The organism is Luteimonas sp. 3794, assembly GCF_031456825.1.
GTDB lineage: Bacteria > Pseudomonadota > Gammaproteobacteria > Xanthomonadales > Xanthomonadaceae > Luteimonas.
In genome coordinates this window covers 27,087-53,263 of sequence record NZ_JAVDVJ010000013.1, presented here as the reverse complement: position 1 = coordinate 53,263, position 26,177 = coordinate 27,087, and the positions used below count along the sequence as shown (strand labels likewise).

Annotated in this window: 21 protein-coding genes; 11 read left to right on the top strand and 10 right to left on the bottom strand. The window is 67.7% G+C overall.

Translation table 11 applies throughout. The annotated features are described in order from the left end of the window. Positions 1-64: 64 nt before the first annotated feature. Positions 65-826, top strand: a complete 762-nt coding sequence (locus J2X52_RS14755; protein WP_310154943.1) for a Bax inhibitor-1/YccA family protein — start codon at positions 65-67, stop codon at positions 824-826. A 278-nt stretch (positions 827-1,104) separates the two neighbouring features. On the opposite strand, the gene J2X52_RS14750 is transcribed toward J2X52_RS14755, so the two are convergent. The 4 genes from J2X52_RS14750 to grxC form a co-directional block, all read right to left on the bottom strand. After that, positions 1,105-2,436 carry a Na+/H+ antiporter NhaC family protein gene (locus J2X52_RS14750; RefSeq protein ID WP_310154940.1) on the bottom strand — a complete coding sequence of 444 codons (1,332 nt, stop codon included), beginning with the start codon at positions 2,434-2,436 and terminating at the stop codon, positions 1,105-1,107. Positions 2,437-2,602: 166 nt separating this feature from the next. Then, positions 2,603-3,610 carry an isocitrate dehydrogenase gene (locus J2X52_RS14745; protein WP_310154937.1) on the bottom strand — a complete coding sequence of 336 codons (1,008 nt, stop codon included), beginning with the start codon at positions 3,608-3,610 and terminating at the stop codon, positions 2,603-2,605. Positions 3,611-3,775: 165 nt separating this feature from the next. Beyond that, the gene (locus J2X52_RS14740) at positions 3,776-4,168 is read right to left on the bottom strand and encodes a carboxymuconolactone decarboxylase family protein (RefSeq protein WP_310154932.1); all 393 of its coding nucleotides are present in this window, start codon (positions 4,166-4,168) and stop codon (positions 3,776-3,778) included. After that, positions 4,165-4,413 carry a glutaredoxin 3 gene (gene grxC, locus J2X52_RS14735; protein ID WP_310155044.1) on the bottom strand — a complete coding sequence of 83 codons (249 nt, stop codon included), beginning with the start codon at positions 4,411-4,413 and terminating at the stop codon, positions 4,165-4,167. The genes J2X52_RS14740 and grxC overlap by 4 nt, the downstream gene beginning before the upstream one ends. Positions 4,414-4,626: 213 nt before the next feature. On the opposite strand from grxC, the gene J2X52_RS14730 reads away from it, so the two are divergent. Together J2X52_RS14730 and phoB are read left to right on the top strand one after the other, a co-directional pair. Further along, positions 4,627-6,300 (top strand): M48 family metalloprotease, encoded by a 1,674-nt coding sequence (locus tag J2X52_RS14730; protein ID WP_310154929.1) that lies wholly within the window; start codon positions 4,627-4,629, stop codon positions 6,298-6,300. Between the two features lie 276 nt (positions 6,301-6,576). Then, positions 6,577-7,266 (top strand): phosphate regulon transcriptional regulator PhoB, encoded by a 690-nt coding sequence (phoB, locus tag J2X52_RS14725; protein ID WP_232138165.1) that lies wholly within the window; start codon positions 6,577-6,579, stop codon positions 7,264-7,266. A 289-nt stretch (positions 7,267-7,555) separates the two neighbouring features. Here the strand turns inward: phoB and J2X52_RS14720 are convergent, their stop codons facing one another. Then, positions 7,556-7,918 carry a hypothetical protein gene (locus J2X52_RS14720; protein ID WP_310154926.1) on the bottom strand — a complete coding sequence of 121 codons (363 nt, stop codon included), beginning with the start codon at positions 7,916-7,918 and terminating at the stop codon, positions 7,556-7,558. Between the two features lie 59 nt (positions 7,919-7,977). Here J2X52_RS14720 and phoR point away from each other — a divergent pair, with 59 nt between their 5' ends. The 5 genes from phoR (at position 7,978) to J2X52_RS14695 (ending at position 14,955) form a co-directional block, all read left to right on the top strand. Then, positions 7,978-9,306 (top strand): phosphate regulon sensor histidine kinase PhoR, encoded by a 1,329-nt coding sequence (gene phoR, locus J2X52_RS14715; protein ID WP_310154924.1) that lies wholly within the window; start codon positions 7,978-7,980, stop codon positions 9,304-9,306. Between the two features lie 62 nt (positions 9,307-9,368). Further along, positions 9,369-11,438: a polyphosphate kinase 1 gene (gene ppk1 / locus J2X52_RS14710; RefSeq protein ID WP_310155041.1), complete on the top strand. Its 2,070-nt coding sequence runs from the start codon at positions 9,369-9,371 to the stop codon at positions 11,436-11,438. 88 nt (positions 11,439-11,526) lie between these two features. Further along, positions 11,527-13,071 carry an exopolyphosphatase gene (gene ppx / locus J2X52_RS14705; RefSeq protein WP_310154921.1) on the top strand — a complete coding sequence of 515 codons (1,545 nt, stop codon included), beginning with the start codon at positions 11,527-11,529 and terminating at the stop codon, positions 13,069-13,071. A gap of 179 nt (positions 13,072-13,250) precedes the next feature. Continuing rightward, entirely contained in the window at positions 13,251-14,438 is a 1,188-nt protein-coding gene (locus J2X52_RS14700) for a glycosyltransferase family 1 protein (RefSeq protein ID WP_310154918.1), read from the top strand. Beyond that, positions 14,419-14,955: a phosphatase PAP2 family protein gene (locus J2X52_RS14695; protein ID WP_310154915.1), complete on the top strand. Its 537-nt coding sequence runs from the start codon at positions 14,419-14,421 to the stop codon at positions 14,953-14,955. Before J2X52_RS14700 ends, J2X52_RS14695 begins: the two co-directional genes overlap by 20 nt. 676 nt (positions 14,956-15,631) lie before the next feature. Here J2X52_RS14695 and J2X52_RS14690 read toward each other — a convergent pair. The 5 genes from J2X52_RS14690 to creB form a co-directional block, all read right to left on the bottom strand. Continuing rightward, a complete protein-coding gene (locus J2X52_RS14690) occupies positions 15,632-16,525 on the bottom strand; it encodes a carbon-nitrogen hydrolase family protein (protein WP_310154912.1) in 894 nt (297 codons plus the stop codon). Next, complete coding sequence (locus J2X52_RS14685; protein WP_310154909.1) at positions 16,522-17,130, bottom strand: GNAT family N-acetyltransferase; 609 nt, start codon at positions 17,128-17,130, stop codon at positions 16,522-16,524. The genes J2X52_RS14690 and J2X52_RS14685 overlap by 4 nt, the downstream gene beginning before the upstream one ends. Positions 17,131-17,230: 100 nt before the next feature. Continuing rightward, positions 17,231-18,607, bottom strand: a complete 1,377-nt coding sequence (gene creD / locus J2X52_RS14680; protein ID WP_310154906.1) for a cell envelope integrity protein CreD — start codon at positions 18,605-18,607, stop codon at positions 17,231-17,233. Positions 18,608-18,691: 84 nt separating this feature from the next. Beyond that, a complete protein-coding gene (gene creC, locus J2X52_RS14675; RefSeq protein ID WP_310154901.1) occupies positions 18,692-20,119 on the bottom strand; it encodes a two-component system sensor histidine kinase CreC in 1,428 nt (475 codons plus the stop codon). A 1-nt stretch (position 20,120) separates the two neighbouring features. Further along, positions 20,121-20,801, bottom strand: a complete 681-nt coding sequence (gene creB / locus J2X52_RS14670) for a two-component system response regulator CreB (RefSeq protein WP_310154895.1) — start codon at positions 20,799-20,801, stop codon at positions 20,121-20,123. Positions 20,802-20,931: 130 nt separating this feature from the next. Between creB and rlmJ the strand changes: the two genes are divergently transcribed. The 3 genes from rlmJ (at position 20,932) to mfd (ending at position 26,157) form a co-directional block, all read left to right on the top strand. Next, the gene (gene rlmJ / locus J2X52_RS14665; protein WP_310154892.1) at positions 20,932-21,789 is read left to right on the top strand and encodes a 23S rRNA (adenine(2030)-N(6))-methyltransferase RlmJ; all 858 of its coding nucleotides are present in this window, start codon (positions 20,932-20,934) and stop codon (positions 21,787-21,789) included. Between the two features lie 119 nt (positions 21,790-21,908). Continuing rightward, positions 21,909-22,484 carry a GNAT family N-acetyltransferase gene (locus J2X52_RS14660; protein ID WP_310154890.1) on the top strand — a complete coding sequence of 192 codons (576 nt, stop codon included), beginning with the start codon at positions 21,909-21,911 and terminating at the stop codon, positions 22,482-22,484. A 154-nt stretch (positions 22,485-22,638) separates the two neighbouring features. Next, complete coding sequence (gene mfd, locus J2X52_RS14655; RefSeq protein WP_310154887.1) at positions 22,639-26,157, top strand: transcription-repair coupling factor; 3,519 nt, start codon at positions 22,639-22,641, stop codon at positions 26,155-26,157. Positions 26,158-26,177: the final 20 nt, after the last annotated feature.

The window sequence follows — 26,177 nt, the reverse complement described above, 5'->3', positions numbered from 1 at the left end:
GCATACGGATGCACGTGTATCCTCCCTTCCGATCCGAATCCATGGACAGACAGGGGCTTAGACCATGCGCAGCGGCAATCCCGCACTGAAGGAATCCACCTTCCTCGATCTCGCCAGCGGCAGCGTCGTTTCACGCGACGGCCAGGCGATGACTCTCAACGGCACCGTCAACAAGACCGGCTTTCTGCTGCTGTTGACGATCCTCACCGCAGCGTTCGCCTGGTCGCAGGTCGAATTCGGACCCGATGGCCGTCCGCAGCCCGGTTTCGGCATCTACATGTGGGGCGGCCTGATCGGCGGCTTCATCCTGGCGATGGTCACCGTGTTCAAAAAAGAGTGGGCGCCGGTCACCGCGCCGGCCTATGCGCTGGTGGAAGGCTTCTTCCTCGGCGCGATTTCGGCCATGTACAACTTCATGTACGAAGGCATCGTGCTGCAGGCCGTGATGCTCACCTTCGGCACGCTGTTCGCGTTGCTGTTCGCCTACCGCACCGGCCTGATCAAGGCGACCGAGAACTTCAAGCTGGGCGTCGTGGCCGCGACTGGCGGCATCGCGCTGGTGTACCTGGCGACGATCGTGCTGGGCTTCTTCGGCGTGTCGATCCCGCTGATCCACGAATCGGGCCTGGTCGGCATCGGTTTCAGCCTGTTCGTGATCGTCATTGCCGCACTGAACCTGGTGCTGGATTTCGACTTCATCGAAACCGGCGTCGAACAGGGCGCACCGAAGTACATGGAGTGGTACGGCGCGTTCGGCCTGATGGTCACGCTGGTCTGGCTGTACATCGAGTTCCTGCGCCTGCTGTCGAAGTTGCAATCGCGCTGAGCCCGGGCGCGCAGCACGGAAAAAGGCGCCGAAAGGCGCCTTTTTCTTTGGTGCCAGGCGCAGGGCGCGCAGCCCGACTTCGAAGATGATCCCCGCGTTCGCGTCCTGATGTCGCTGCATGACACTCCGCACGCATGCGCCTTGTCGTCCGCTGCGCCGGCCATGAGAGCGGATTTTTTTTGCAGAAACGCGCTTGCGCGCGATGCGGCGGTACCGGTGTTTCATCGCGCGCAAGCGCGCGCCTCCAGCGCGGAACACCTCGCGGGGCTCACCCGCCGTCAACTTCGCGTCGTCGGCGCCTCTATTGCACCGACGTCCTTGCGGCCCGGCCACAGCATGAAACCGATCGCCACCGCGCCCAGCAGCCAGCAATAGTGCACGCTGCCGGCGAGCGCGAGCGGTGAGACCGACGCAAGCGAGGCGGCCAGCAGGATCTGCGCGCCGTAGGGCAGCACGCCCTGCGCGACGCAGGCAAAAATGTCCAGCAGACTGGCCGCGCGCCGCGGACTGATGCCGTGCTGGCCGGCAATGTCGCGTGCCACGCTGCCGCTGACGAGGATCGCGACGGTGTTGTTGGCAGTGAAGACATCCGCCGCACCTGAAAGGGCGGCGATGCTGAACTCGCCCGAGCGGCGTCCGCGGCGTCCGCGTGCGAGCTTCGCGATCAGGCCGGCCAGCCAGTCCAGCCCGCCACTGGCCTTGGTCAGCGCGCCGAGCCCGCCGATCAGCAAGGACAGCAGCAGGATTTCGATCATGCCCTCGAAACCGCTCCAGATGTCGCCCACGAACGGCACCACGCCATAGTCGTCGGCAAACGCCAGGCCGAAACCACCGGCCAGCACGATGCCCAGACCCAGCACGATGAGCACGTTGACGCCGGCCAGCGCGAGCGCCAGCACGATCACATACGGCAGCATCAGCCAGGCCGATCCGGTGGGCTCGGCATCGATCGGAGACGCGCTGCCCAGCGCGCCGAGCAGCACGAGGGTCGCCAGTCCGGCCGGCACCGCGATCCTGAAGTTCTCGCGGAACTTGTCGCGCATCTGCGCGCCCTGGGTGCGGGTCGCGGCGATCGTCGTATCGGAGATCACCGAGAGATTGTCGCCGAACATCGCGCCGCCAATGACCGCCCCGACCACCAGCGCACGGTCGAGGCCCGACGCCTCTGCAACGCCCAGCGCGATGGGCACGACCGATGCGATCGTGCCCATCGACGAGCCGATCGCCAGGGCAATCAGCCCGGACAGCAAAAACAGGCCGGGCAGGACCAGGGTCGCGGGGATCGCCGACAGGCCGATGGAGACCACGGCATCGACCGCGCCGATCGCGCTCGACACATACGCGAACGCGCCGGCCAGCAGGAAGATCAGGCACATCAGCACGATGTTCGGATCGCCCATGCCGCGCAGCAGGATGTCGCCGGCCTGCAGCCCGCGGCGATGCGCGATCCATGCGGCGAGTGCCAGCGCCGGCAGGATCGCGACCGGCGCGCGCAGCTGGTAGAAGCCCATCGGCTCGCCCTGGGCGGTGAAGTACAGCCCGGCGCCGAAGAACAGCGCGAGGAACAGCAGCAGCGGCGTCAGCGCCAGTGCGCCGGAGCGGTCGGTCATGCGGATGGAATCCGTGCGGCGAAAACGTCCGCGCATTGTGCGCAGGACGCGGCGCGCCCGTCATGACGACCGGCGGGATGACCTGCAACGAAAAACGGGACGCCGAAGCGTCCCGTGTGTGTGCTCGAAGCGCCGACGCGCGTCGGCGCGCGAACTGCCGCCGTTCTCAGAGGCGCGACGCGATGGCTTTCGCGAACGCCATCGTATTGCCGGTGCCGCCCAGATCCGGCGTCACGCCGTCCTTGGCATCGAGCGTGGCGACGATCGCCTTGCGCAGGCGCTCGGCTTGGTCCGGCAGCGCCAGATGGTCGAGCATCTGCGCAGCGGCGAGCAGCAGCGCGCAGGGATTGGCGACGCCCTTGCCGGCAATGTCGGGCGCCGAGCCGTGCACGGCTTCGAAGATCGCCGCGTCGGTACCGATGTTCGCGCCCGGGGCCAGCCCCAGGCCGCCGACGAGGCCGGCGCACAGGTCGGAGATGATGTCGCCAAACAGGTTCGTCGTCACGATGATGTCGAACTGCTCGGGACGCATCACCAGCTGCATGCAGGTGTTGTCGACGATCATCTCGTTGGCTTCGATGTCCGGGTACTCGGCCGCCACTTCGCGCGCGACCTTCAGGAACAGGCCCGAGGTGCTCTTGAGGATGTTCGCCTTGTGAACGATCGTGACCTTCTTGCGACCGGTCTTGCGCGCCAGCTCGAACGCGTAACGCACGATGCGGTCCGAACCCTTGCGGGTGATGCGCGTGATCGATACCGCGGTCTCGCCGTCGGCCGAGGTTTCCTGGCCTTCGCTGATGTACGAACCTTCGGTGTTCTCGCGAATCGTGATCAGGTTGACGCCATCCGCGAACCGCGAGCGCGTGTTCGGGAACGAGGTCGCCGGACGCACGTTGGCGTAGAGGTCGAACTGACGCCGCAGTTCCACGTTGATCGAGCTGAAGCCGCCGCCGACCGGCGTGGTCAGCGGGCTCTTGAGCGCGATCTTGTTGCGGCGGATCGATTCGAGCGTCGCAGCCGGCAGCAGTTCGCCGTGCTTTTCGAGCGCCATCAGGCCGGCGTCCGCGTCTTCGTAGCTGAGGCCGAGCTGCATCGCGTCGAGCACGTGCAGGGTCGCGTCCATGATTTCCGGGCCGATGCCGTCGCCGCGGATGACCGTGATCGTGTGGGTCATGTGAGGTGGGATTCCGTGCGCAGGGACGACGCGCGAGGCGCGGCGTCGGGTGAGGGGGAAACCCGCGCATTATGCCCGAGCCGCCCCATCCGACCCAAACGCCGCCTTCTCGCCGGCGTCGCGCTGGCGCACGGGCAGCGCCGCGCGTGCGTCGACGATCCCGCGTCAATCGTGCGGATGCACCGCCGGCGCGCCCGCCTCACCCTGCTCCAGACGATCGAGAAAATCGACCGCGCGACGCATGTGCGGAATCACGATACTGCCGCCAACCACGAGCCCCACCGAGAACGTCTCGAACAGTTCCTCACGCGTCGCGCCGGCCTCCTTGCATTGGGCCACGTGGTAACTGATGCAGTCGTCGCAGCGCAGCACCATCGAAGCGACGAGTCCCAGCAGTTCCTTGGTTTTCAGATCCAGCGCACCGGCCTGGTAGGTCTGCGTGTCGAGCGCGAAGAAGCGACGCACGACCTGGTTGGGTTCGGCAAGGATGCGTTCGTTCATGCGCTTGCGGTACGCGCTGAACTCGGCGACGCGATCGGTTTCGGTGTCCTCGCTCATGCGCCTGCGCCCTGGACCAGCGGCAGGAAACCACCCTTGCGGTGCAGCGCCATCATGTCGTCGTAGCCGCCCACATGGGTCTCGCCGACGAAGATCTGCGGCACGCTGGTGCGTCGCGCGCGGGCCATCATGCGCTCGCGCTCGGCGACGTCGAGATCGATACGCACCTCACGCCACTCGAGTCCCTGGTTCTTCAGGAAGGTCTTGGCCGCCATGCAGTAGCCGCAGATCGCGCTGGTGTACATGACGATCTCGGGCGCGGCGGCGGTGGATGCGGGGCTGGGGGAATCGGGGGTCACGGCGGTCTCCGGAAACTTGTCGGTCGATTGTCGGTCAGATGGGGCGACGACGCCGTGTTTTTTGCATCGCTCGGCGCAAATACCCGCCTTAACATGGCATTCACGCCTGCCCAGCATGCCCCCTGCATGCTGCACCTTCATCTTTTCGCGAAACCGCCGATGCGCCGAGCCCAGACCCTGCACCGCCCTGCCCGCCTCGCGCGACTGCCGATGATCACGGCACTGGTGCTGGCGACGGCCACGGCGGGTGCACCGGCCCAGGACACGCGGTTGCCGGACATCGGATCCTCGGCCGGGGCGGTGCTCAGTCCAGCGCGGCAGGCCGAATACGGCCAGATGCTGCTCGCCCAGTTGCGTCATTACGACTACGTTCTCGAGGATCCCCTGGTCGACAGCTGGCTGCGCAGCACCGGCAACCGCCTCGCGGCATCGAGCGACCAGCCGCAGCAGCCGTTCACGTTCTTCATGATGCGCGACCGCAGCATCAATGCCTTCGCCACGCTGGGTGGCTACATCGGCATGAACGCCGGGCTGGTGCTGGCCGCCGAGACCGAGGACGAGGTGGCCGCGGTGCTCGCGCACGAAGTGGCGCATGTCACCCAGGCCCACGTCCTGCGCGGTGTGGAGCGTGCGCAGCGCGACCAGGTGCCGATGCTGCTGGCGATGCTCGGCGCGATCGCGGTGGCGTCGCAGAGCGGCAGCAATTCCTCGGACGACGCGGCGATGGCCGTGATTGCCGGCGCACAGGGGCTCGCCCTGCAGCGCCAGATCGACTACACCCGCTCCAACGAATCGGAGGCCGACCGACTGGGCATCCGCACGCTGTCGCGCGCCGGCTACGACCCTGACAGCATGGCCACGATGTTCGAGCGCATGCAGGCGGTGTCACGCACCAACCAGGGCGGCGACCGCGAGCGGCTGCCCGATTACCTGCGTACCCACCCGGTCACCACCACGCGCATCAGCGAAGCGCGCGACCGCGCCGAACGGATGAGCCGGGACACCGTCCAGGTCACGACCTCGACGCCCGAAGGCACACGCACCGAGCGCGTGGCGGTCAATGCAGGCGCCCAGGCGCCGGCGCGCGGCTTCGGCAACCCGATGTTGCCGGCCGGACTGCACCTGCCGTCGGATGCGCTGTCGGGCATCGACGGCACCGCTTTCGGCTGGGCGCGCGAGCGGTTGCGGGTACTCAGCGCCAACACTCCTGCGCAGGCGGTGCGCGAATACGAGGCGATGCGCCGCAATGGCCCGTTGACCGACGCCCAGCGCTACGGGCTCGCCGTCGCGCGGCAGCGGCTGAACGAGTTCGACGCTGCAGGCAAGGCCTATGCAGAGCTGCTGGCCGAGTATCCCGGAGACGTCTGGCTCACCCTCGGCGTCGCCGAGATCGACGCGCGCGCCGGTCGTATCGCGGCGGCAGACCAGCGCTTCGAGCGTCTGCTCGACCGGATGCCGCGGCATCCGGCGGTGGTGTTGACCTACGCTGCCGCGCTGGCCGAACGCAATACCCCCGAAGCCGGCCTGCGGGCGCAAGCCATCCTGCGCCCGCTGCTCACCTCGTCCGGCGGCGATCCGGCGTTCCACCGCGCATTCGCGCGGGCCAGCGAAACCGCGGGAGATCCGGTGCGGGCCGGTGAGGCCTGGGCCGAGGCCGCCGTGCTCGGAGGCCGCCCCGAGCAAGCGTTGATCCAGCTCAATACGCTGAAAAAGCGCGAGGATCTGGACTATTACGCGCGCACACGGATCGACGCACGGATCGCGTCGATCACGCCCACCGTGCTCGAACTGCGGCGACAGGGCATCCGCGACGAGGATCTGCGGCGGCGTTGAACCCGCTCGAGCCGACGGTGATCGTCGACTGCCTGGCGCCTGCCGCTGACACCAGGTCTGGCTGCGGATGTTCCAGCCCGAGATCCAAGGCGCCGCCATTCGCCGCATCGAATGTCTTTGGTGCGACGGGCGTCGCCAGACCGCGTTTGGCACGGCGCCGTCACGAGCGTGATCCCGAGGCCTGCAGGTCCGGTGCTGCCGGGCCGCACCGTGTCGCCAAACCGTCACAAAACTGTCGTGTAATGGCGCCATCCCACCGGCGCTATGGACAGATCCATGCAGAAACGCATCCTCATCGTCGATGACGAACCAGCGATCCGTGACATGGTCGCCTTCGCGCTCCGCAAGGGGGAATTCGAGCCGATGCACGCCGGCGACGCGCGCGAGGCGCAGTCGGCGATCGTCGACCGCGTGCCGGACCTGATCCTGCTCGACTGGATGCTACCCGGGACCAGCGGCCTGGAACTGGCGCGCCGCTGGCGCAAGGACGCGCTGACGCGCGACATCCCGATCATCATGCTCACCGCCCGCGGCGAAGAGAACGATCGGGTCGGCGGGCTGGAAGCCGGCGTCGACGACTACGTGGTCAAGCCGTTCTCGGCCCGCGAACTGCTGGCCCGCATCCGCGCGGTCATGCGCCGCGCCCGTGACGACGACGAGGACGGCAGCGTCACCGTCGGCGCCCTGCGCATCGACGGCGCCGCCCATCGCGTGTTCGCCAGCGACGCGCCGGTGACGATCGGACCCACCGAGTACCGCCTTCTGCACTTCTTCATGACCCATCCCGAACGCGTCTACAGCCGCTCGCAGCTGCTCGACCACGTCTGGGGCGGCAGTGTCTACGTCGAGGAACGCACGGTCGACGTGCACATCCGCCGGCTACGCAAGACGCTCGAGCCGAGTGCACTGGATGGGATGGTGCAGACGGTGCGGGGGTCGGGGTATCGGTTCTCGGCGTCGGTCTGACGCGCCCGCGCACGAAGCGCTCGGCTCTTGATCTTCGCGACGGCGCAGCGCACAGCGCACACCCGGAGGGCGGCGGGCATGGATGCCCGCCGTTTTCCGACCGAGCCAGGATGGCGAGTCGGAAAATGCCGGAACGAACGAATGACTGGATTCGCTCCGTCGGGGCTGGCCCTTTTCTTTGGTTCGGTTTCTTTTGGGCCAGCAAAAGAAATGAACCCGCTCGCCGTAAGGCGAGTGGAAGCGTTTGATCTTTCTTGTATCGCCCTTGGCGAGAGGACGAAAAGCAACGTCAGACGCTTTCGTCCGCTGGCGCGGCCGAGTTCATTTCTTTTGGTTGACGCCCCACGCGCGTAGCGCGAACGGCGAAGCCGGCCCCGAAGGGGCGAGCATTGAAGATGCGAGTCAAAGAAACGGAACCAAAGAAAAACGTCTCCCCGACACGTCCGAAGCCCGCGGCTTGGGGTGCGCGGGGATTTTCCGACTTGCCATCCTGGCTCGGTCGGAAAACGCCACCCATCCATGGGCGGCGCCCTCCGGGTAAGCGTTGTTTTGCGGGGCGTTCTGTTTCAGGTAACGGCAACCGCCAGAGCCAGAGCCAGAGCCAGAGCAACAGCAACAGCAACAGCAACAGCAACAGCAAGACCAGAAGCACCCTCGACATCCAGATTTCTTACGCCAACCTGTCACCCCACATTGCCTAGACTCAACGACATGCCACCTCGTATCCACGTCGCCTGGACCCGCACACTGGTGCAGCTTGTTGCCGTGCTCGGCGTGGCGGCTGTACTGGGGGCACTGGCCGACCATATCTGGATGGCGCTGGCGGTCGCGGCGCTGGGTGTGCTGGCCTGGCACTACTGGAAACTCTATGACCTGCTGACGCGACTGACCTCGCGCAGCCGTGTGCCGCCGCCGCAGGGAGATGGCGTGTGGCAGGAGACCGATCGCATGCTGCACCGGGGACAACAGGACATGCGTGCGCGCAAACGCCGCCTGATCGCCATGCTGCGCGCCTATCGCGCCGTCGCGGCCGCGCTGCCGGATGCGGTGGTTGTGGTGGACCGCAACAGCCAGCGCGTGCAGTGGTTCAACCGCGCGGCGACCAGCCTGCTGGGGCTGCAGATGCCGCGCGATGTCGGCAAACCGGTCGGGGACAGGCTGCAGCCGCTGCCGGTCGCGCACTGGCTGGCGCAGGGCCGCCGCGCCGAGCCGATGCTCGACGTGCCCTCCCCGCATTCTTCGGGCACGCGGCTGGAATTGCGGTTGATTCCTTATTCCGACGATCTGTGGCTGCTGCTCGCCCGCGATGTCACCCGGATCATGAAGCTCGAGCAGATGCGCCGCGACTTCGTCGCCAATGTCTCGCATGAACTGCGCACGCCGTTGACGGTCGTGCACGGGTATCTGGACATGCTCGATCCGGCCGAACAGCCGGAATGGGCGCCGATGCTGGCCGAGATGCAGAACCAGTCGCAGCGCATGACCCAGCTGGTCGAGGACCTGCTAACCCTGTCGCGACTGGAGGCGCAGGAGGGCGTGGGCGACGAAACCGTGTCGATGGCATCCATGCTGGTGACGCTGCGGCGCGAACTCGAGGTCCTGAGCCAGGGCCGGCACACGATTACGCTCGAGGATGCCTCACCGACCGATCTTGTCGGTTCGACTCGCGAACTGCACAGTGCATTCTCCAACCTCGTCAGCAATGCGGTGCGCTACACGCCTGCCGGCGGCCGCATTACCATCCGCTACGCGCCGATTGCGGACGGCGGTGTGGCCCTGTCGGTCGAGGACACCGGCTACGGTATTCCCGCCGCGCACCTGCCGCGCATTACCGAGCGTTTCTATCGCGTATCGACGAGCCGTTCGCGCGAATCCGGCGGCACCGGCCTGGGCCTGGCCATCGTCAAGCACGTGCTGCACCTGCATCAGGCGCGGCTCGAGATCGAGAGCGAAGTGGGCGCCGGCAGCCGCTTCGCCTGTCATTTCACCGCCGAGCGCATCCGCGCCCGCGACGCCCAGTATTTTGGAGCCACCGCATGAGTGCCGCCCGTACACGCGTGCAGAAAGCCGCGAAGTCCCCCCAAGGCGCCCAGCCGGTCGAGATGCCGGGCGAGCCGGTCGATCCGCTGCGCGACCCGGCGCTGTATCTCAACCGCGAACTGTCGCAGCTGGACTTCAACTTCCGCGTGCTGGCGCAGGCGCAGGACGAATCGGTGCCGTTGCTCGAGCGCCTGAAGTATCTGTGCATCGCCTGCACCAACCTCGACGAATTCTTCGAGATCCGCGCCGCCACGATGCACCACGCGCAGGACTTCGGCGTACCACTGCCGCCCGACGGGCTGACGCCGGCCACCGTGCTCAAGCGCATCCACGAGCGCACCGCGCAACTGGTCGAAGCGCAGTACTCGTGCTGGAACCAGGTGTTGCGGCCGGCGATGTCCGAGGCCGGGGTGCGCGTGCTGGGTCGCGACCAGTGGACGGCGCGCCAGACCCGCTGGCTGCGTGCCTACTTCCGTGACGAAGTGATGCCGGTGCTGTCGCCGCTAGGGCTCGACCCCGCGCATCCGTTCCCGAAAATCCTCAACAAATCGCTCAACATCGTCGTCGTGCTCAAGGGCAAGGATGCGTTCGGACGCGTGGGCAACCTCGCCATCGTGCGTGCACCGCGCTCGCTGCCACGCATCATCCAGTTGCCCGAGAGCATTTCCGGGGGCGAGTACGACTTCGTGTTCCTGTCGTCGGTGCTGTCGGAGTTCGTGCACGAACTGTTCCCCGGCATGGACGTCAAGGGTGCCTACCAGTTCCGCGTGACCCGCAATTCGGAGCTGATCGTCGACGACGAGGAAGTCGAAAACCTTGCTCTGGCGCTGCGCGACGAGCTCGCCGGACGTGGCTATCTGCGGGCAATGCGGCTGGAGATTTCCGCCAAATGCCCGAAGCCGATCGTGCGCACGCTGCTGCAGAACTTCGACCTGCCCGAGAACGCGGTCTACCGCATCGACGGACCGGTGAATCTCAACCGCATCAGCCAGATCTTCGATCTGGTGCAGCGACCGGACCTCAAGTTCCCGACCTTCCAGCAGCGGATGCCCAAGGGCACCGATGCGATGTTCGAACTCATCGCCGACGGCGACATCCTGCTGCACCACCCCTTCGATTCGTTCGCGCCGGTGCTGGAGCTGATCAAGCAGGCGGCCGAAGACCCGAACGTGCTGGCGATCAAGCAGACGCTCTACCGCACGGGCAAGGACTCGGGGATCGTCGAGCACCTGATCCAGGCCGCGCGCAACGGCAAGGACGTGACCGTCGTCGTCGAACTGCGCGCGCGTTTCGACGAGGAAGCCAATCTGGGCCTGGCCGACCGGCTGCAGGAAGCCGGCGTGCAGGTGGTCTACGGCGTGGTCGGCTACAAGACCCACGCCAAGATGCTGCTGGTGGTGCGCCGGGAAGGCCGCAAGCTGCGCCGCTACGTGCACCTGGGCACGGGCAATTACCACGCCGGCACCGCGCGGGTGTACACCGACTTCGGCCTGCTGACGACCGATCCGGACATCAGCAACGACGTGCATCTGCTGTTCCAGCAGATGTCGGGTCTGGCGCCGGCGATCGGGCTCAAGCGACTCCTGCAGTCGCCCTTTACGCTGCACGCCGGCGTGATCGCGCGCATCGAACGCGAGACCGAGCACGCCAGGGCCGGCCGACCGGGTCGCATTGTCGCCAAGATGAACGCACTCAACGAGCCGCAGGTGATGCGCGCCTTGTACGTGGCCTCACAGGCCGGCGTGGAGATCGATCTGATCATCCGCGGCGCGTGCGCGCTCCGCCCCGGCGTACCGGGCGTGTCCGAGAACATCCGGGTACGTTCGATCGTCGGTCGCTTTCTCGAACATCACCGCGTCTACTGGTTCGCCAACGACGGCGACCCGGACCTGTTCTGCGCCAGCGCCGACTGGCTGGAGCGCAACCTGCTGCGGCGCGTGGAGACCGGGTTTCCGATTCTCGACCCGGACCTCGCGGTGCGCGTGCGCAGCGAATCGCTGGACAACTATCTGGCCGACAACCTCAACGCCTGGGAACTGCGCGAGGACGGCAGCTACAGCAAGATCGTGCCCGATGGCGACACGGCCCCGCATTCCGCCCAGGGCTGGCTGCTCACCCATCTGTGCGGCTGAGCACGCGGGTGTTGGGACCGGCATGCATTAACATGCCGGCTCCCCCAACGCTGCGGATGCGCCCTGCGCCGCGGCACCCAGGAATGCCATGACCGGTCATGACACGCTCGCGCTCGCCGAAGCACTGACGGCACCGCTCGAGGATGGCGAAATGCTCGCCGCGATCGACCTGGGCTCCAACAGTTTCCATATGGTCGTGGCCCGCTACACGCTGGGCCAGCTGCGCGTCGTCGATCGTTTGCGCGAGACCGTGCGCATGGCCGAAGGCCTCGATGGCCGCGGCGGCCTCACGCCCGATGTCCGTCAGCGTGCGCTGCAGTGCCTGTCGCGTTTTGGGCAGCGCATTCGTGACATCCCCCCGCAGCGCGTCCGCGCACTCGCCACCAACACCGTGCGCCGGCTGGCCGCGCCGCAGGCCTTCCTGGTGCCGGCCGAAACTGCGCTGGGCCACGCGATCGAGGTGATCTCGGGGCGCGAGGAAGCGCGTCTGATCTATCTCGGGGTCTCGCACGCGCAGCCCCCCAAGCCCGGCGAGCGCCGGCTGGTGATCGACATCGGCGGCGGTTCGACCGAATGCATCATCGGCAGCGGCTTCGATGCGCTGGAGCGCGAAAGCCTGCAGATCGGCTGCATCGCCAGCACGCGACGGTTCTTTCCCGGCGGCAAGCTGTCGAAGAAACGCTGGCGCGAAGCGCTGGCGGAAGTGTCGGCGGAGTTCCAGCAGTTCGCCAGCACCTACCGCACGCTCGGCTGGCAGGAAGTGGTGGGCGCCTCGGGTACCAACAAGGCGATCGGCGAGATCTGCGCGGCGATGAAACTGACCAAGGGCGCCGTGACCGCGCAGGCCCTGCCACTCGTGCGCGACACACTGCTGCAGGCGGGCCATATCGACGCGATCCAGCTGCCGGGCTTGTCCGACGACCGGCGACCGATCATCGCGGGCGGCGTGCTCGTGCTCGAAGCCGCGTTCCAGGTGCTGGGCATCGACCGCATGCAGGTCAGCAAGGCGGCGATGCGCGAAGGCGTGCTGCGCGACATGCTCGGCCGCGGCGGCAGCGACGATCCGCGCGGCAGCTCGATCGCCGCCCTGGAGCAGCGCTACGGCATCGACCAGGCGCAGGCTACGCGCGTGGAAGGTACCGCGCTGCGCCTGTTCGACCAGGTGGCGCGCAGCTGGAGCCTGGACGGCGACGATCTGCGCATGCTGGCCTGGGCCGCGCGCGTGCACGAACTGGGCCTGGTGATCGCCCACAGCCAGTACCACGTGCACGGCGCCTACGTGCTCGAGCATTCCGACATCGCCGGCTTCTCGCGGCAGGAACAGCAGTTTCTCTCGACCCTGGTGCGTTGCCAGCGGCGCAAGATCGGCAAGTCCGCATTCGACGCGTTGCCCGACCGCCTGCTGCTGCAGGCGCGACGCACCGCGGCCCTGCTGCGTCTGGCGGTGCTGCTGCACCGCAGCCACGAGGCCGACGAGATCCCGCGCCTGGACGCGAGCGCCGAGGGTCCACTGCTGCAGCTGCGTCTGCCGCGCCAATGGCTGGATGCACGCCCGCTGCTGCGCACCGATCTGGAAGGCGAGCCCGACGACATGGCCGCGCTCGGAATCACGTTGGCACTGACGGCGGATTGAATCGGCGCTGACGATCCGTGGACGCGCGCTCGCGCGCGATGCGGTGGGTCGGCCAAGCCCACTGCATGCAAGCGTGCGCCCACACGCTTCGCCACGCTGTCACCGAAGCGTCAAACCCCGGTCATCGCCACGGCATCGACGGTCCGCAAGCTGCGCACAACCAGCGACCGGACCGAACGATGCGCTACGCGATCGTCACCGATACGTACCCGCCCGATATCAACGGCGTGGCCCTGACGCTGCAATCCTATGTCCGTGGCCTGCGTGCACGCGGCCACGAGGTGGAGATCGTCCGGCCGACTCGCGCCGGTGAGCCGCCGGGCGCTGACGCGCAGTCACTCCGCATCCGCGGTCTGCGCGTGCCCCGCTATCCGGGCCTGCGCCTCGCATTGCCTGCCGGCCGGCGACTGCATACCCGCTGGCGCGCCGCCCGCCCTGACGCGCTGTACGTGGCGACCGAAGGCCCCCTGGGCTGGTCGGCGCTCAATGCCGCGCACACGCTCGGGATTCCGGTCGTCACCGCCCTGCACACCCGGTTCGATCTCTACATGGCCGCCTACGGCCTGCCCTGGCTGCAACCTGCGGCACTGTCCTGGATGCGTAGCTTCCATGCGCGCGCCGACGCGACGCTCGTCGCCACCCGCGCCCTGGCGCAGGAACTGCGCGAAGCCGGCATCGGCCACCCGGTGGTGCTGTCGCGCGCGGTCGACTGCGCGCAGTTCGATCCGGCGCGGCGCGACGCCGACCTGCGCAGGCAATGGGGTGTGGACGGAAACGGCCTGGTCGCGATCCATGTCGGCCGCATCGCCGCGGAAAAGAACCTCGGGCTCGCGGTGCGCGCATTCCGTGCGCTGCAGGTCGAGCACCCCGAAGCGCGCATGGTGTTCGTCGGCGACGGTCCCGAGCGCAGCGCGCTGCAGGCGGCCAATCCGGATTTCATCTTCAGCGGCGCGCAGCGCGGCGATGAACTCGGCCGGCATTTCGCCAGCGCCGACCTGTTCCTGTTCCCCAGTCGCAGCGAGACCTTCGGCAACGTCGTGCTCGAATCGATGGCCTGCGGTGTGCCGCAGGTCGCCTTCGACCACGGCGCGGCCACCGAACACCTGTGCGACGGCGCGCATGGCGCACGCATCGCCGGCGACGACGAGGATGCCTTCGTCGTCGCCGCCGTCGCGCTGGCGTGCGATCCGGTCGCGCGCCGCGCGATGGGCCTTGCCGGTCGCGACGCCATGCGCCGCCTGACGCCTGCGCACGTTGCCGACGATCTCGATGCACTGCTGGCCGGCCTGCGCGCAGGCACGGACGCGCGTCAACCGCCTTCCAGCCAGACCGATGCCGAGGATGCCGATGGACGCGCCGCCGCGTAGCCGACTGCTCCACCACGACACCGGCTGGTGCCTGCGCGCCAACCGCGCCTGCACCCGGCTGTGGATCCGCCGCTACTTCGCGACCGTCAGCCGCCTCGGCGACGGCGTGCTCTGGTATCTGCTGATGGCCGCGCTGGTGCTGGTCGACGGCTTCGACGGTCTCGTCGCCGCGACACACATGGCCGCGACCGGCGCGGTCGCACTGCTGCTCTACAAGTCCCTCAAGCGCTGGACCAAACGCCCCCGCCCCTTCGCCGCCGACGGCCGCATCCGCGCCTGGGTCGCACCGCTCGACGAGTTCAGTTTTCCATCCGGGCACACTCTGCACGCGGTGTCGTTCTCGATCGTCGCGGTCGCCTGGTATCCGATGCTCGCCGGGGTGCTGGTGCCGTTCGCGGCGAGTGTGGCGGTGTCGCGGGTGGTGCTGGGTTTGCACTATCCGAGTGATGTCTTAGCGGCGACGGCGATCGGGAGCGTGCTCGGCGCCACTTCGCTCTGGGCGGGTACCGTCATCTGATCCGACTTGATGTCGACAAAGCAACTTTCCGCTTTCCGCTTTTCCGCTTTTCGCTCTCCAGATCGCCGCCGGGCAGCCCGCAGACCCGTAGGGCGCCGCACATGGATGTGCGGCGTTTTTCGACCGAGCCAGGATGGCGAGTCGAAAAATCCCGGAACGAGTGACACGCCGGGTGAGCCCCGTCGGGGCTGGCCCTTTTCTTTGGTTCCGTTTCTTTTGGGCCAACAAAAGAAATGAACCCGCTCGCCGCAAGGCGAGTGGAAGCATTTCATCTTATGTATCGCCTCAGGCGAAGAGGCGGAGTAGCAACGTCAACCGCTTTTGTCCGCTGACGCGGCCGAGTTCATTTCTTTTGGTTGACGCCCACGCGCGCAGCGCGAACGGCAAAGCCGGCCCCGAAGATGCGAGTCAAAGAAACAGAACCAAAGAAAAACGTCTCCCCGATACGTCCACACCCCGCGGCGTCACGTGCACCGGGATTTTCCGACTCGGCATCCTGCCTCGGTCGGAAAACGCCGCCCATCCCTGGGCGGCGCCCTCCGGGTGGGTGTGCGCAGCGCGGCGGATCGAAGATCAAAAGCTCGGCTGTAAGCCCGCTTCGGAGTCAAAGCAGAATCGAAGATGTTGTCTTGCCCGCAGTGGAGTCGGCGACTACTTCTTTCCAGGCTCAGAAAAACTAACGGGACGACTCAAAAGACGACAACACCGCCCTCACCAACGCCGGCCGCCCCTGCCCCACCCAATCCCGATCATTGTCGACCTGCGCATCGACGCGCGCCGCCTCCAGCGCATCGACATCGAGATCGGCGATCGCCCAGACATCCGCGTCGCCGGTCTCGATCAGCACCCCACCGGACGGGAACCCCACATCCATTGGCGCGAACAGCCCCGCGCGACCCGTGTTGACGTCGAGGATCGGCGTCCATGGCGCGTCACCCGCCGTCACCGACTGGACGACGAAACAGCGGTTTTCCAGCGCGCGGGCCAGGCAGCCCACGCGCACGCGGGTCGCGCCGGCGGCGGTATCGGTGCAGCTGGGCACCAGCAGCAGGCGTGCGCCGGCTTCCCACTGCGTGCGCGCCGGCAACGGGAACTCGATGTCGTAGCAGATCGAGATACCGGCGCGTACGCCACCCAGATCGAAGACCTTCAGGGTATCGCCGGGATCGATCACGCCGGTTGCCTTCTCGAAGCCGGTCAGCTGCAGCTTGTCCTGCCAGCCGTGTCCGCCGTCCGGCGCAAACACATCACTGCGGTTGCGGTAGCGACCGCCGCCGATGTCGAGCAGAAACGAGCCGGCGACGATGTGCATGCCGGTGTCGCGGGCGAGGCCGGCGAAGAGGGTGCGCCAGTCTTCGCGGTAGCGCTGGACCGCCGCCATCGAGGCCAACGTGTCGCCGCGCACGCTGTCGTCGAAGGTCGCGGCCAGTTCCAGTGCGAGGTATTCCGGCAGCACCGCGACCTGCGCACCCAGCGCGGCGGCGTCACCGAGCAGGCGGCGCTGATGCGCGGCGAAGGCCTCGAAATCCGGCGGCATGCCGATCGCATAACGTGCGGCGGCGACCCTCATGCGCCGGCGTCCAGCGGACGGGTCCAGAACGTCATCGGGTGCGCCACTTCACCGACGTCGACCTCGTTCCAGCGCAGCAGCATCGTCATGCCCGGCTGCCGCACATAGCCGCGCTTGTGCCAGAACACCTCGTTGTCGTGATGCGCGCCGGGCCGACGCGGGTCATCCTCGGCGCGATCGACGGCAGCGAAGGCGGTCAGGTCGAAATCGCCCAGCGCGCGCGCATGCGCCTCGCGCAGATCGAAGAACTGGTGGCCGAGGCCGCGCCCGCGCCACTGCGGCAGCAACAGCGATTCGCCGAAATAGAACACGCGATCCACGGCGACATCCTGATCGACAAACGGCGCCTGGAACTCGGCCGTGTCGTCGGCCAGTGGCAGGCCGGTGGAGGCGCCCACCACCGTGTCGCCGTCGAAGGCCAGCACGAACACGCTGCGCGGCGAGCGCGCATACGCGGCCAGATACGCTCGCTCGTAATCCGCGTCGCCTGCATACAGATAGGGCCAGTCCCGGAAGACGGTCATGCGCAGCTGCGCGACCGCATCGAGCCAGGGGTGCATCGCGTCGCCCGACAGCGCGCGCACGGTGGGTGCTGAAGACGTCATGGCGGGAGTTTCGCATGCGCGCGGTCGGCGCTTCGTCTGCACCGCGCAACGCAGCATGGCCCCAGGCATGCCTGAGGCCACGTGCGCAAGACCGGGTGGATCAGCGCGGCAAGGGCGGCGGCGTCGCCGTCGGCGTGACCGCCACCTGGTACCAGTCCACCCGGCGGGTGACCAGCATGATCGCCGCGAGGATCACGAACAGCAGGCCCGCGCCCAGCACCAGCGCGTTGTCTTCCGAGATCAGCAATCCGAACAGCGCGGCGTAGAGCAGGCCGAGCCCGGCCGCGAAGCCCAGCCCGCGCAGCCGGCTGCGCAGCACCGCGGCCAGATACACGCCGATCAGGCCGATGCATGCACCGCTGGCAGCGAGATAGGCCCAGTCGAAGGCGATGTGTTCCGACAGGCCGAGCAGCAGCAGGAAGAAGATCGCCAGCGCCAGGCCCACCAATCCGTACTGGATGGGATGGATGCGCAGCCCGCGCAGCATCTCGAACATGAAGAACGCGGTGAAGGTGAGCAGCACGAAGACGATGCCGTACTTGCTGGCGCGATCCGCCCGGGTATAGGCGTCGACCGGGTCCACCAGCGAGATGCCGAGCACGTCGACGCCGGCATCGCCGTGACCCCGCAACAACGACGCGGTGTGGGATTCGGCGCGGGTGCCGTTGCGGTACTGCAGCTGCGCATCGCTGGCCAGTGACGAGACCGCCCACTCGGCATGGAACCCGCCCGTGCCGACCTCGCGGGCGCGCGGCAGGAACCGGCCATTGAACTGCGGGTGCGGCCACGGCGAATCCAGCGTCACGGTGTTCTCGTCGGCCAGCGGCACCACGGCCAGCGTCTCGGCGCCGCTCAGTTCGAAATCCAGCACCGTGCGCAGGCGCACCGGCGCACCGGCCAGGACCGGCTGCGCAAGCAGCGCATGCACGCCGCTGCCGCCCTCGCTGCCCGAGCCCTGGTGCAATGCGGTCCCGCTGCCGTCGATGCGCAGCCGCGGCGCGCCGCGCAGGCCGCGGACATCGGCGATCGTATAGCCGACCCACGGCGTCCCGATACGCCGAGGCGGCAGACCTTCGGCATCTTCGGGAATCCTGACATCGAAGTCTGCGGAGAGCTGCCCACCGAGCGCGTACATGCGTACGTCGTGCAGGCCGAGCTGGCGCAGATACGGCGCCATCGTGCCGGTCATCTCCATGGTCTTGGGAAAGAACGTCCACACGCCACTACGGTCACGCCAGACGCGGCCGGTCGACCGGCCCTGGTCGTCGGTCTGCTCGACCTCCACGCGTTCGGTATAGGGGACCACGAGTACCGGCGCGCTCAGCGTCTGCGCGCCCGCCTCGCTCGAGGCGATGCGCGAGACCGCCGCCGCACGATGCTGCTCACGGTCATGGATCACGGCGCGGATCAGCACCAGGGGTATCAGGATCGCCAGGCTCAGGCCGGCAATGATCAGTATCTTCAGCATCAGTCGCATCGCGACGCTCCGTGTTGGGATGCGCGCAGACTGCGCCGCGTGCGTGGTGGCACGCGGGCGGCTGTGTGAAGCGAAGAAGAAGTCTCAACCGATGGTGGGCAGCGGCAATTCGACGACTGCGCGCGTGCCACCGCCCTCGCGGTGTTCCAGGCGCACGCCGCCGCCGTGCAGCGTCGCAGCCTCGGCGGCGAACGCAAGTCCGAGGCCGCTGCTGCGGCTGCGGCCATTGGGCCGCGGCAACGAGAAGAAGCGCTCGAACACCCGCGGCAGTGCATAGTCCGGCACGCCGGGGCCCCGATCGGACACGCTGATCTGCAGCCGGGCGCCGTCGCTGAGCGCCTCGACCTCGACCACGCCACCGGCCGGCGAGAACGCGCAGGCATTGTCGACCAGGTTGGACAGCAGCTGCCGCAGCAGGAATGCATCGCCGCGGATGCGTAGCCCCGACGCATCCGCGGTGTGCAGCTGCACCTGCACGCCGCAATCCGCGAACGGCGCCACTGCAGCATCGATGAGGGTGGGCACGTCGATAGCGGTCGGCTGTTCGATCCGCTGGCGATGCTCGACCGCGGCCAGCGCCAGCAGCTTGTCGATCATCTGCGCCATGCGCTCGCTCTGTTCGCGCACGTTGGTTGCGAAGCGCAGGCGGTCGGCCTCGGGCAATGGCGATTCGAGCAGTTCCGACGCGCCGCGCACCGCCGCCAGCGGCGCTTTGAGTTCGTGGGTCAGCGCGTGCACGTAGCGCTCGACGTACTGCTTGCCTTCCAGCCGCTCGCGCATCGTTTCCAGCGCGCGGCCGAGATCGGCGAACTCGCCAGCGGCATCCGGCAGCGTCGCGCGCTCGCCTGCCGTGACCTTGTCGGCATAGCGCCGCAGGCCGCCAAGCTGGCGCGACAGCCACCAGGCGGCGAGCAATCCGACCGCCAGCGCACTGCCGAGCAGCACGAAGCCCCAACGCAGGATGGTGCGTTCGCTGCGGGCGATGAACGGCGCGATCGCGCTGTTGGGCTTGGCCACCGTCAGCACGCCGACGACGCGGTTGCCGTCGCGGATCGGCGCGGCGACATACATCACGGAAGAGCTGTCGTCGTCAGGATCACTGAGGGTGGACCGCGCGCCGTACTGGCCGCGCAGCGTCAGCAGCACATCGTTCCAGCGCGAATAGTCGCGGCCGAGATCGCGGCCGGCCGAATCGAACACCACGAGGCCTTCGGCATCGGTGACGTAGATGCGGTACTCGGCCTGCGCCTTGCGGAAGCCCCAGATGTTGGCACCGATGTCGCGCGCCCGCAGCGCGCGCACGCGGGCGGCGAAGCGACCGTCGTCGATGCGCCCGGCGAGAAAATCATCGGTGGCCAGCTCAGCGAGCACGTTGGCAGTGTCGGCCAGCGTGTCCTCCATCGCCTGCCGCACGCCGGGCTTGATCTCCTGAGTGAAAACGCGCATCAGCAGGAACGCCGCCAACGCGACGATCAGGAAATACCCGAGAAGGATGCGCAGCCCGATCCGCACCTCAGTCGATGTCCAGCGAATAGCCAATGCCGCGGTGCGTGCGCAGCGGGTCGATGGCGGGCGCGACCGCACGCAGCTTGCCGCGCAGGGTCTTGATGTGGGTGTCGACGGTGCGGTCGCCACTGTCCGGCGCATCGTCCCAGACCCGCTCCATCAGCTGCATCCGCGACAGCACCGCGCCCGGCCGCGCCAGCAGCGCTGCCAGCAATCCGTACTCGTAGCGGGTCAGATCCAGTGCGCTGTCGTGATAGCGGATCCGGCGGCCGTCGACGTCATGCTCGAACGCCCCGGTGCGCTTCGCTTCGGGGATTGCCGTCTCGGGCACACCACGGCGCACAACCACACGCACGCGGGCGACCAGCTCGCGCAACGAGAAAGGTTTGGCGATGTAGTCGTCCGCGCCGAGATCGAAGCCGAGCACGCGCTCCGACTCCGCCGCCTGCGCGGTCAGGAAGATCACCGGCAGCGGCGCGTGCCGGCGCAGTTCGCCGCACAGCGCGAAGCCGCTGATGTCCGGCAGGCCGACATCGAGGATCGCCAGATCGAATGCGGTCTCGAGCACGGCAGCCCGCGCCTGCTGCCCGTCGAGGCAATGGCGCACCGTGTGCCCGTCGGCCTGCAACGCATAGACCACGGTCTCGGCGATCGCGATTTCGTCCTCGACCAGCAGGATGGCGCTCATGGAATCCACGACGTCGGAAGTCGGCGAATCCTAACCTGTGGCGACGAATTGCCCTCGCGTGCGCGCCTCATCGTCCAGCCCTTTGCCCATGAAACGCCAGTCCGCTTGCGGTCCCGGATAAGCTGTCGCGATGAACTACCAACACGCCTTCCATGCCGGCAATCACGCCGATGTCCTCAAGCACATCGTGCTGCTCGCGATCTGCGATGCGCTGACGGCCAAGCCCGCCCCGTGTTTCGCGCTCGACACCCACGCGGGCGGCGGCGTCTATCGCCTGCGCGAGGAGCGGGCCCGACGCACGGGCGAAGCCGACGACGGCATCAGCCTGTTGCTGGCCACGGCGCCCAAGCAGCCGTTGATCGCGCGCTATCTCTCGGCGGTCAATGCCTGTCGGGCCGAGCACGGCGCCGATGCCTATCCCGGTTCGCCGTGGCTGCTGGCCCATGCGCTGCGCGAGCAGGACCGGATCGCCTGTTGCGAGACCGAACTCGCCGCGGCGGGCGCGCTGCGGCGCGCACTCGGCAGCGATCCGAGAGTCGCAATCCACAGCGGCGACGGCTATGCGGCGTTCAAGTCGCTGTTGCCACCGAAGATCGGCGATCAGCGCTTCAATCGCGGTCTGGTGCTGGTCGACCCGCCCTACGAAGCGCAGGCGGCCGAATTCGAGATCGCACTGAAGGCCATGCGCGAGGGTCTGACGCGCTGGCCACAGGGCATCCAGATGCTCTGGTATCCGATCAAGCAGCGCCGCACGCTGACGCCGTTCCTGCGCTCGGCCGCCAAATTGCAGACCAAATCCTCGCTGCTGGTCGAGCTGCTGGTCCGCGCAGACGATTCGCCGCTGCGCATGAACGGCAGTGGCCTGCTGATCCTTGACCCGCCTTGGCAGTTGGCCACCGCGCTCGCCCCCGCGCTCGACGCGCTGAAGAGCGCGATCGGCGAAGCCGGCGCCGACACCCGCCTGCACTGGCTGCGCGAACCGGCCTGACGACATACGTCAGGGCGCTCCTGAATGGGCGAACTTCGCGCAACGCGCGCTTTCCCTTCACGGTTCGTGAATAGCGCGTACGGGTAAGGTCACCCATACCCGTTCAGACCCGACTCTCGATGACTGCACGCAACAGACTCCCGCCTTGGCATGAGGAAATCCGCCTCGCCAATGGCCGCCAGGTGCTGATCCGCCCGATCCGTCCCGCCGATGCCGAACCGCTGCGTGCGTCGTTCGCGTTGCTCGAACCCGACGAAGTCCGCCAGCGGTTCCTGTACGCCAAGGCCGAACTGTCTCCGGAAACGGCGAATCGCCTGACCCAGCCCAATCCGAAGTCGGAATTCGTGCTGGTCGCAGCCGAGCCCTATACACCCGGAGACGCCCTGGTCGGCGCCGTGGCCCGCGCGGCTGTACTGCCGGGCACGCGCCAAGCCGAGTTCCACATCCTCGTCAGCCATTACGTGGCCGGCATGGGCCTGGGTCGGCACATGCTCCGGCGCCTCGTGCGCTGGGCCAAGGGCAAGCGTCTGGAGCGCATCTTCGGGGACGTGCTTGAGGAGAACGAGCCGATGCTTGCGCTCGCGAAGTCCTTGAGCTTCCAGCAGGAGGCCGTCGAGACACCCGGCATGGTTCGCGTGTCGCTCGAGCTCAAGCGTCAGGTCATCGACACCACGCCCAACGTACGGCTGGGCTGACCGCCTGATCCCCCCGCGCTGCTTTGCGGCGCGCTTTTGGCAGCGCCGTCGCAGTTCCTGCGACGCGCTCGTCTAGACTTCACCCCCTGATTCGCGCCGGCCCTTTGGCTTTCGGCGCTGCCGTTGTTTTTTGTTCCGCCATCCGGATCTCTCCATGCCGCACGCTGTCGCCGCTTCGCCTCCCCTGCCCACCGCCGGTCATGCACGTGCATGGTGGCGCGCGCCCGCCAGTCGCAGCGCCTTGGCGTGGGCGGTGTTGCAGGCGGCACGCGCGCACGACGGTCCCCTGCTGCTGGTTGCCCGTGACAACCATGGCGCGCAGCAGCTCGAACACGATCTGCGTACGCTCGGCGGGCCGGACGCCGATCTGCCGGTGGTGCCGTTTCCCGACTGGGAAACCCTGCCCTACGACCGCTTCAGCCCACACCCGGACATCGTCTCGCAGCGCCTCGCGGCCCTGCACCGCCTGCCGTCGCTGAAGAGTGGCATCGTCGTGGTGCCGGTGCAGACGCTGATGCAGCGCCTCGCCCCGGTGCGCCACATCGCCGGTGCCAGCTTCGACCTGGATGTCGGTCAGCGACTGGATCTCGACGCCGAAAAACGCCGGCTCGAGAGCGCCGGTTACGCGCACGTGCCGCAGGTCCACGATCCCGGCGACTTCGCCGTGCGGGGCGGCTTGCTCGACGTCTACCCGATGGGCGCGGATCAGCCCTATCGCATCGAGCTGTTCGACGACGCGATCGAAACCATTCGCGCGTTCGATCCCGAATCGCAGCGTTCGCTCGACAAGATCGCCGCGCTGCGCATGCTGCCCGGCCGCGAGGTCCCGCTGGACGACGCCGCGACCGCGCGCGCGATGGACACGCTGCGCGAGCGCTTCGACATCGACACCCGCCGCAGCGGTCTGTACCAGGACCTCAAGGCCGGCGCCGCGCCGGCCGGCATCGAGTACTACCTGCCGCTGTTCTTCGAAGCGCCGCGGCGCACCCTGCTCGACAAGGGCGAGGCGCCGCTGTCCACGGCGACGCTGTTCGACTACCTGCCGGCGAACACACTGCCGGTCATCGACACCGGGGCCTCGCCGGCCAGCGACCATTTCTGGACGCAGCAGGTCACGCACCGCTACGACCAGCTGCGTCACGACATCGAACGCCCGCTGCTGCCACCGGCCGAGCTTTGGCTCACACCCGATGCGCTGCGCGAACGCCTCAACCAGGGCGCCCGCGTCGAAGTCTGCGACGCCGAACATCCGCGCCACGCGCAGGCTTCCGTGCTCGGCGACCAGCCGGCCCCCGATCTGCCCCTGGCCGCACGCGACCACACGCCGGCCGATGCGCTGGTGCGCTTCCTCGGCAGCTATCCGGGCCGCGTGTTGATCGCCGCCGATTCGGCGGGCCGCCGCGAAGCGCTGCTGGAAATCCTGCACGCGGGCAAGTTGCGGCCGTCGGTCCTGCAGGACTTCCCGACGTTCATCGCCGATCGCGACGCGAAATTTGCAGTCGCGATCGCGCCGCTCGACAACGGCTTCGCCATCGATGCGCCGCAGCTGACGGTACTGACCGAGCGCCAGCTGTTTCCCGAGCGCGCCGCGCAACCGCGTCGCCGCAAACGTGCCGCGCGCGATCCGGAAAGCATCATCCGCGACCTCGGCGAACTCAGCGAAGGCGCGCCGATCGTGCACGAGGATCACGGCGTCGGCCGGTATCGCGGTCTCGTCGTGCTCGAAGCCGGCGGCCAGCCGGGCGAATACCTCGACATCGAGTACGCCAAGGGCGACCGCCTGTACGTACCGGTATCGCAGTTGCATCTGGTCAACCGCTATTCCGGCGCGTCGCCGGAAACCGCGCCGCTGCATTCGCTCGGCGGTGAAGCCTGGACCAAGGCGCGCAAGAAGGCCACCGACAAGGTCCGCGACGTGGCTGCGGAACTGCTGGAAATCCAGGCCAAGCGCCAGGCGCGCGCGGGCCTCGCCCTGGAAGTCGACCGTACGATGTACGAGCCGTTCGCGGCCGCGTTCCCGTTCGAGGAAACGCCGGATCAACACGCGGCCATCGAGGCGATGATCCGCGACCTCGGCTCCAGCCAGCCGATGGATCGCGTGGTCTGCGGCGACGTGGGCTTCGGCAAGACCGAAGTCGCCGTGCGCGCAGCCTTCGTCGCCGCCGCGGCCGGCAAGCAGGTCGCGGTGCTGGTGCCGACCACCCTGCTCGCCGAACAGCACTACCGCACGATGGCCGACCGCTTCGCCGACTGGCCGATCCGCGTCGAAGTGCTGTCGCGCTTCAAGAGCACCAAGGAGATCAAGACCGAGATCGGCAAGATCGCCGATGGCACGCTCGACATCATCGTCGGCACGCACCGGCTGCTGCAGCCGGACGTGAAGTTCAAGGATCTGGGCCTGGTCATCGTCGACGAGGAACAGCGTTTCGGCGTGCGCCAGAAGGAGGCGCTCAAGGCGCTGCGCGCCAACGTGCATCTGCTCACGCTCACCGCGACGCCGATCCCGCGCACGCTCAACATGGCGATGGCCGGCCTGCGCGATCTGTCGATCATCGCGACCCCGCCCGCGCATCGCCTCGCGGTGCAGACCTTCGTCGTGCCCTGGGACGACGCGCAGCTGCGCGAAGCCTTCCAGCGCGAACTCAGCCGCGGCGGCCAGGTGTATTTCCTGCACAACGATGTCGAGAGCATCGGCCGCATGCAGCGCGAGCTGGAAGAGCTCGTGCCCGAGGCGCGCATCGGCATCGCCCATGGCCAGATGCCCGAGCGCGAGCTCGAGAAGGTGATGCTCGATTTCAACAAGCAGCGCTTCAACGTGCTGCTGTGTTCGACGATCATCGAGTCGGGCATCGACATCCCCAATGCCAACACCATCATCATCAATCGCGCCGACAAGTTCGGCCTCGCGCAATTGCACCAGCTGCGCGGCCGCGTCGGTCGCTCGCACCATCGCGCGTATGCGTATCTGGTGATCCCCGACCAGCGCTCGATCAGCAGTGATGCGAAGAAGCGCCTGGAGGCCATCGCGTCGATGGACGAACTCGGCGCGGGCTTCACCCTGTCGACCCACGATCTGGAAATCCGCGGCGCCGGCGAACTGCTCGGGGAAGGCCAGAGCGGTCAGATGGCCGAGGTTGGCTTCAGCCTCTACACCGAGTTGCTGGAACGTGCGGTGCGCAGCATCAAGCAGGGCAAGCTGCCGGATGCAGACGACGTGGACGCGCGCGGCGCGGACATCGAGTTGCACGTGCCCGCGCTGATTCCCGAGGACTACCTGCCCGACGTGCACACGCGCCTGATGCTCTACAAGCGCATCAGCAGCGCGCGCGACATCGACAAGCTGCGCGAACTGCAGGTCGAGATGATCGACCGCTTCGGCCTGCTGCCCGATCCTGCGAAGCATCTGTTCCAGATCGCCGACCTCAAGCTGCAGGCGACCGCGCTCGGCATCCGCAAGCTGGACCTGGGCGACAAGGGCGGCCGCGTGCAGTTCGTCGAGAAGCCCAAGGTCGATCCGATGGCGGTGATCCGCCTGATCCAGGGGCAGCCGAAGCACTACAAGATGGATGGGCCCGACAAGCTGCGCATCACCCTGGAGTTGCCGGATGCGGAGACGCGGATCCAGGCTGCCCGCGGGTTGCTGATCGCGCTGGCGCCGTCGAGCGCTGCCTGATCGGCGCCGGATCTACTTCT